Here is a 7,115-nt window from a genome sequence, read left to right as displayed (position 1 = left end):
TCAAACGCGCATTTGAGGGATCTAAAGGTCAGATCGTGCAGGAAATCTTTACGCCCCTCAATACGCCTGACTACGGGCCTTTTCTCTCACAACTGAAAAGGAACGAGATTGATGCAGTATACGCCTGGTATGCGGGCGCGGACGCCATAAAGTTTGACTCGCAATACGTTGATTTCGGTCTGAAAGATAAAGTACCGCTCACAGGATTCATGGGTCTTACCGAAGAGGTGATCATGGATTCCGTAAAGCATCTCATCAAAGGCAACACCGTCATCGCAGCGTATGTGGCTACCATCGACACGCCGGAAAATAAGAAATTTGTGGCAGCCTACCGTGCCAAGTATAATGCGGATCCGGCACTGCCATCAAACAACGCCTATGATGCTGCCAAGATTCTACTCTCGGCTATCAATAGCCTGAAAGGCGACATTTCCGATACTGATAAATTTGTGGCCGCTATCTCGAAGGTGAAGCTGAACAGCGCCCGTGGCCCGATCTTCTTTGACGAGCGGGGCCAGATCGTCACCGACATATACGTGTGCGTGGCTGATACAAAAGACGGCAAGATGCAGAACAACGTCATCGACACCATCAAGGGAGCACGACAAAGGCTGCCGTGATCACCCGAACGGGAGAAGCGAAGCTTATCGAATGGCCCTGAATGCTGATCAGGCGAGTGCGCCGCCGTCTATGAGAATCGTATGCCCCGTCACATAGGAGGACGCATCGGAAGCCAGAAACAGGGCGGCGCCGACGATATCGCTGGTTTCGCCTAGACGGCCGAGGGGCATCTGGTCTGAATACTGCCTCACGAACTCCGGATTGTTCTCCCAGCTCGCTCTGCTGAAGTCTGTCTTGACGAGACCAGGTGCGATTGCATTGACCCTTATGCCGCTCTTTCCCAGTTCCTGCGCCAGGGCCCGTGTGAGCATCACAACCCCTGCTTTTGCCACAGAATAAGGCCCCATACCGGGAGTGGTGCGGAACGAGAACTGTGTGGCCGTGTTGATTATCTTCCCTCGTTTCTGCTCGACCATTCGCCGGCCCACTGCCTGAGCACACAAATAGTAGCTCTTGAGATCGACAGCCATGAGCCTGTCCCAATCTTCTTCCGGCAGATCAAGGAGGGACGACCGGATAAGAATGCCGGCGTTGTTTGCAAGTATACTGACCGGCCCCATCTGGTCTGCAACGGTCTTTGCCATAGCCTCTACTTCCGCTCGCTTTGTCGTGTCGACCTTAACGGTCAGAGAGCGGCGACCCATTTTTTTTATCTCATCGGCCACGGCTGCGAGCTGTCCATCATCAGCTACTAGATCACAGACAGCCACGTCGGCTCCCGCGCCTGCAAAGGCCAGGGCGATAGCCCTCCCTATTCCGCGCCTTGCACCAGTGACGATCGCGATCTCACCACTCAATGAAAAATCGGCATACTCACAGAACACCTCCACTATTTCAGGCGTAGTTTTGTTGTCTCTGCTCGCCTATTCTACCACTCCGTTACAGAAGTTCAATTTTATTGAGTAGATTATGCTGATTTGGATTCAGGATGTAGACCGAGGCGCTCCGAGGCGTGGGCCACCGAAGGCGTACTGAAGTACGTCGAGGTGGAACAGGCCGAAGGGCAACGAAGGTATACGCCTGATGGCAGACCGGCACAGTTACTCGGGTTCGACGTGGATGATAACTCTCTTAACCCTCTCCATCCGCTCCTTGATCCTATTTTCGAGATCCTCGGAAACAGAGTGAACCGCCTCCGCAGTGTCATCCGCGCGCATCGTGCAGTGAATAGTGATAAAAAGTTCTCCCGACCTCTCTTCCTCGATAGAGATTCTCTTGCAGCTCAGGATCTCTTCCTTCTCGTGCAGCATCGATTCAATCGCCTTAATGAGTCCCTGATCATGCTCGATCACCACTTCAGAGACAGGAGACGGTTTTCTCCAATCAACATGCGTATTGACCTCGGTGATCGCAGGGTTATCTTTTTTTATCTTCGCCTCAAGGTAATCTGCAATGCTGTGCGCCTTTGCCAGCCGTACATTTCCTTCTACCTCCAGATCAAGATCGACATGGAGTTTTCCTTCAACCTCGTGCAGCGTAATATGGTGGAGATTATATCCTTCCTTCGAGCCTATTGAGCGGATCCGCTCTGCGATGCTCTCGCTCTCGGTGGCCACCGGTCTCATTTGCAGGGTGACGTCAACATCCTTGATCTCTCTTCCTATCTTTTCTTTTAGCTTTTTCTCTATCGAATAGGTTGACTCGACACTCAGGTTCCTGTCGACGTCGACCGTAAGGTCGACAAACGTCTGTTTGCCCGCCTCCCGGGTCCGGACCTTTTCAACATCGATCACCTCGGGCACTCGTGCGGCAATATTCTTTATCAGCGCAGCCTGGTCGGGCAGCGTCCTGTCAAGCAGCACGCCAGCTGATTTCGTGAGGATCCGGAGGACCATCCTTATTACTATGCTGAGGATGGCACAGGTGGTTATCACATCCACGTATGTGTTGATACCGCTGATATTCACCTTTTGAGCAACGTAAGTGATGAGGATACCCGAGAGCGCGACAGCGGATGAGACGAAGTCCGCCTTGAAATGGACCGCATCCGCCTCGATCGCCGGGCTCTTATACTTGTCTGCGATTCGTCTCAATGCCCTTGACCTCTGCACATCGCAGATCACCGAAACAGCGAGAACAGAGACCGCCCAGATGTTAGGAGTTATGATGACGTCTTTGATGAAAAGCCTCTCCACAACCTCTTTTGCTATGAAGAATATTGCGAAGAAGAGCAGGATCGATTCGGTGAAAGCCGCGAGGTTTTCAGCTTTGCCATGACCGTAAGCATGATCAGTGTCAGCCGGTCGTTCCGCGTAACGGATGGAAAGAAAGGTAATAACCGTGACCAGCGCATCGAGGGAAGAATGGAGGGCTTCAGATATAAGCGTCAGATAACCCGTCGCGATGCCTGCAACGAGCTTCAGCACGATGAGCACACACGCCGTGGCTAACGATATGAGCGTGACCCTTCGCTTTTCTCTCTTTTCGTCAAGTTCTTGTGTCATCTCTCTCTTACCTATACGTCGCCGTTCTTAACCTATTCTAATTCTCGGGTCAGCCACCGCAAGAGCAATATCCGCAAGCAGGTTACCGATAAGCGTGAGGAATGCTCCCATCACCAGAATGCCCATGATGACCGGAAAATCACGGGACATCACGCTCATATAAAAAAGCTGCCCCATGCCTGGGATGCCGAAGATGGTCTCAAAGATCACGCTGCCCCCGATGAGTCCCGGTACGGCCATGCCGAGTATAGTGATTACCGAGAGCAGGGCATTGCGAACCGCATGCTTTCTCAAGATCATCCCTTCCGGAAGTCCCTTGGCGTACGCTGTCGTGATGTAATCCTGTCGCAAGACTTCGAGCAAGCTGCTCTTCATGAAGCGCGACATACCTGCCAGACCACCAACAGCAGAAATAAGTACCGGGAGAATCAGGTGACGCGCAAGGTCAGCGACTTTTCCAAAGAATGAAAGCTCCGAATAGTTGAACGACTTTAGTCCGGTGATGGGAAGGAGATCGAGATGGACCCCGAATAAAAGCATGCAGAGCAGGGCGAGCCAGAACGTGGGGATTGCAAAACCGGCGAAGACAAAGGCGGTCAGTCCTTTGTCAAGAACCGAACCCTTGTATTTCGCGCAGTAGATCCCGATAGGGATTCCGAAGGCAAGCTCAAGTATCATGGCGAGCAGATTGAGACTAACCGTGATCGGAAGGCGCTCGGTTATTTTATCGATCACAAGCCTGCGGTCTGAACTGAAGGAGCGGCCGAAATCGAGTTTCACGAAGCGCTTCAGCCACAAGTAATATTGGACGTGCAGCGGCTTGTCGAGGTCGTAAAGAGCGCGGACTCTCTCGCGCACCTCTTTGGTCACCTTGGGATTCATCTCAAGGCCCAGCGCTCCCGGTTCTCCCGGCGGCAGATGCACGATCAGAAAAGAAATGATCGTGATGCCGAGAAGCATCGGCACCATGAAGATAAGCCGCTTAGCCAGATACGTCAGCACTATTTTGTCTCCTGCACTGTCCTGTAACGCTGCTGATCTGCGGGCACATACCACTTGGGAAAGTTATAGGTAATGCCCGCAGGGGCAGGAACTATCCCTTTGATCCTCTTCTGTACAGCCAGAGTTGTGTATGGAATAAAAAGAAACGTATAGGGCTGTTCCTCTGCCAGTATCTCCTGGATACGCCAGTAATAACGCTTGCGCTCCTCCTGATCGAAGGTCTGTCTTGCCTGTACGAGAAGTTCATCGACTTCTTTATTCTCGAATCCCATAAAGTTGAGCTCTTTCGTCCCCTGCTTCGAAGAGTGCCAGATGTCGTAAATGTCCGGGTCCTGCGGTATGGTCCACGCCAGGAGCACAGCATCGAATTTGCGGGAGTCTATGAACTGGTTGACAAAGGCGGCCCACTCGATCACCCTGATCTTTACCGTGATTCCTATTGCCGCAAACCACCGCTGAATAAGCTCTGCGCAGTGGATCCTCACATCATTGCCCTGATTGGTCATGATGGTGAATTCGAAGGGCTTCCCATCCTTTGAGAGGCGCCCGTTCGAACCTTTGACGAAACCGGCTTCAGCAAGCAGGGATTCTGCCTTCTTCGGATCGTACGAGTATTTCCGCACATTCGGGTTGTAAGCCCACATATCGGGCTTGTACGGGCCGTCAGCAACCACGCCCTGCCCGAGCAGGATACCCTCTATAATCTCCTGCTTGTTGACCGCATAGGTGAGGGCCTGACGGACGCGCTTATCCCTGAAGAAAGGATGTTTCAAGTTGTAGCCGAGGTAGACGTAATTGAAGCCGAGGTATTTGATCTTGTTGAATTCCCGGTTGAACTTCGGGTAATCCGTCTGCTTGACGTATTGCAAAGGCGTAAGCCCCGCCATGTCAATGCCCCCGTTCTTCAATTCGAGAAACTGCGTTGCAGGGTCAGGTATTACCCGAGCGATGATGCGGGAGATATACGGCCGACCCTCGAAATAATCGGAGTTTTCGGTAAGCACAATCCGGTCGCCGGCGATCCATTCTTTGAGCTTGTAGGGTCCTGTGCCCACCGGCGCGCGTGTGAGGGGAGACGTGGTAATGTCCTTTCCCTCCAGCAGATGACTCGGCAGGATTGACACGCCCCAGCTTATGAGAGCCGGGGCAAAGGGCTTGTCATAGGTGACCTTGAAGGTGTAATCGTCCGGTACCTCGGCCTTCTTGACCATCAGGAAATCTCCGGAGTACGCAGTGGGCGTTTTGGGATCCACAGTCACCTTGTAGGTATAGAGCACGTCACGCGCGGTAAAAGGTTTTCCGTCCTGCCATCTTACGTCTCTCCTCAAATGGAAGGTAATGGTCAGCTTGTCCGTTGAGAAATCCCACGATTCGGCAAGATCGCCCACGATATTCAGGTCCTTGTCGTACTTGACCAGCCCATTGTAGATATACCCGGCTATGTCATGCGAAGCGCCGTCCGTAGCCAACAGTGGAATCAGGTTGGAGGCTTCGCCGATGGAACTGGTGATGAGCGTGTCGCCGTAGGCAGGCCTACCCGGATCATCGTATTTTCCTGTTTCCTCTTTTTTGCCGCACGATAACAGCAGCAAAATAAAGAGAAGCGCAGTCGCAATCTTTCTGCCCATTTTAGTCGTGTATTCTAGCATATACACATACCCATTGACAGCGAGGTTCTCTTTATGGAAATGTGAATAAAAGACCTATGAAGTATGATGTGATCGTCATTGGCGCCGGGCCTGCGGGGTCCTCCGCAGCACGAGTGCTTGCCGAAGCCGGGGTGCATGTTGCACTGCTTGAACGCGCTAAGATGCCGCGCTATAAGGTGTGCGGAGCCGGCATCGTCGGGCGCGCCTTGCGGATCCTGCCGTCCAACGTCAAAGAAAGCATCGAGCGCCAATGTTTTTCTGCCAGGCTGCACCTCCTTGATGCAGGATTGCAATTCAGTGTGACGAGGCAGGAGCCGCTGGTCTCGATGTCGATGCGCGACAAATTTGACCGCTTGCTCGCGCTCAATGCAGTCGGTGCCGGGGCAGAACTGCGGGAAGAATGTCATGTTTTTGATGTATCTCAAGAAGATGGCGTGGTTGCGCTCAAGACCAACACGGGGTCGCTCTCCTGCTCGTTCGTTGTATCGGCTGACGGCTCGACCGGTTCGATCCCTCGGAAAGCCGGTTGGCGCGAGACGCGCAGATTAGGCCCTGCCATCGAGTGGGAAGTGCCTGTCAATGAGAGGACGCTCGAAAGGTTCGCGAGTGCGGCCCTGTTCTATTTCGGCCTTATACCGGCCGGATACGCGTGGATTTTTCCAAAAGGTTCCCATCTTTCGGTGGGCCTTGCCAGCGTGAAGCGCGGCAGAATACCCCTCGACCAATCCCTCGGACAGCTTCTTCGATCGGTTGATATTCCTTTAGGCGATACCACCGTACGTCACGGAGCGGTGGCAGCGTTGCGCCCGAGGAGCGATGTTCTTATGAGCGGACGCATTCTCCTCGCAGGGGATACAGCAGGCTTCACGGATCCTGTAACAGGAGAAGGGATATCCTTTGCGGTGAGGAGCGGCCAACTCGCAGCAAAGGCGCTCATTGCAGGAAGATTCGATGAGACATTGGTCAGAAAAGAGTATCAGTCGACGGTTGAAGAGCAGATACTGAGAGAACTGAGATCAGCCGCAGATGTAGCAAAACTTCTGTATGGTCCTGCTGCTATCCGCAACTACCTCTTTCGTCTTAAAGGCCAGGCGTTCTGCGAAGCTATGGCTGATGTGATGGGCGGCAAGACCACGTATCACGAACTCGTGTCACAAGTACTGGCTTACGCCAAGCGCGTGCTCGTGCCTGACGTCACCAGAATTTTCTCCCGCCCGGCGAAAGACTGACATAGATTGCATAGGAGCACTGATCCAAGATGTTGCGCCGCTTTGCAGCCATGATGGGCTGGCAGCCGAAGATGATGCTAACTTGCGTCGGAGCTATCGAATGATTTGAGGGATTATGCCGGTTTGCAGTCAGGATGGAGGCCGAAGGGCAACGAAGGAATACGCTTGAA

At 53.0% G+C, this 7,115-nt stretch carries 6 protein-coding genes; 2 read left to right on the top strand and 4 right to left on the bottom strand.

All coding sequences use genetic code 11. The annotated features are described in order from the left end of the window. A partial coding sequence (locus VMT71_08785; GenBank protein ID HVN24055.1) for an ABC transporter substrate-binding protein occupies window positions 1–620 on the top strand: 620 nt, incomplete at its 5' end. 48 nt (window positions 621–668) lie between these two features. On the opposite strand, the gene VMT71_08780 is transcribed toward VMT71_08785, so the two are convergent. The 4 genes from VMT71_08780 to VMT71_08765 form a co-directional block, all read right to left on the bottom strand. Further along, window positions 669–1,451, bottom strand: a complete 783-nt coding sequence (locus VMT71_08780) for a glucose 1-dehydrogenase (protein HVN24054.1) — start codon at window positions 1,449–1,451, stop codon at window positions 669–671. A gap of 210 nt (window positions 1,452–1,661) precedes the next feature. Next, entirely contained in the window at window positions 1,662–3,065 is a 1,404-nt protein-coding gene (locus VMT71_08775; GenBank protein ID HVN24053.1) for a cation diffusion facilitator family transporter, read from the bottom strand. A gap of 27 nt (window positions 3,066–3,092) precedes the next feature. Further along, entirely contained in the window at window positions 3,093–4,067 is a 975-nt protein-coding gene (locus tag VMT71_08770) for an ABC transporter permease (GenBank protein HVN24052.1), read from the bottom strand. Beyond that, window positions 4,067–5,695 (bottom strand): peptide-binding protein, encoded by a 1,629-nt coding sequence (locus VMT71_08765; protein ID HVN24051.1) that lies wholly within the window; start codon window positions 5,693–5,695, stop codon window positions 4,067–4,069. The genes VMT71_08770 and VMT71_08765 overlap by 1 nt, the downstream gene beginning before the upstream one ends. Before the next feature lie 77 nt (window positions 5,696–5,772). Between VMT71_08765 and VMT71_08760 the strand changes: the two genes are divergently transcribed. Continuing rightward, the gene (locus tag VMT71_08760) at window positions 5,773–6,945 is read left to right on the top strand and encodes a geranylgeranyl reductase family protein (protein ID HVN24050.1); all 1,173 of its coding nucleotides are present in this window, start codon (window positions 5,773–5,775) and stop codon (window positions 6,943–6,945) included. Window positions 6,946–7,115 lie beyond the last annotated feature (170 nt).

Source organism: Syntrophorhabdales bacterium, from assembly GCA_035541455.1.
GTDB lineage: Bacteria > Desulfobacterota > Syntrophorhabdia > Syntrophorhabdales > WCHB1-27 > JADGQN01.
This window is presented reverse-complemented; position numbering and strand designations above follow the sequence as displayed.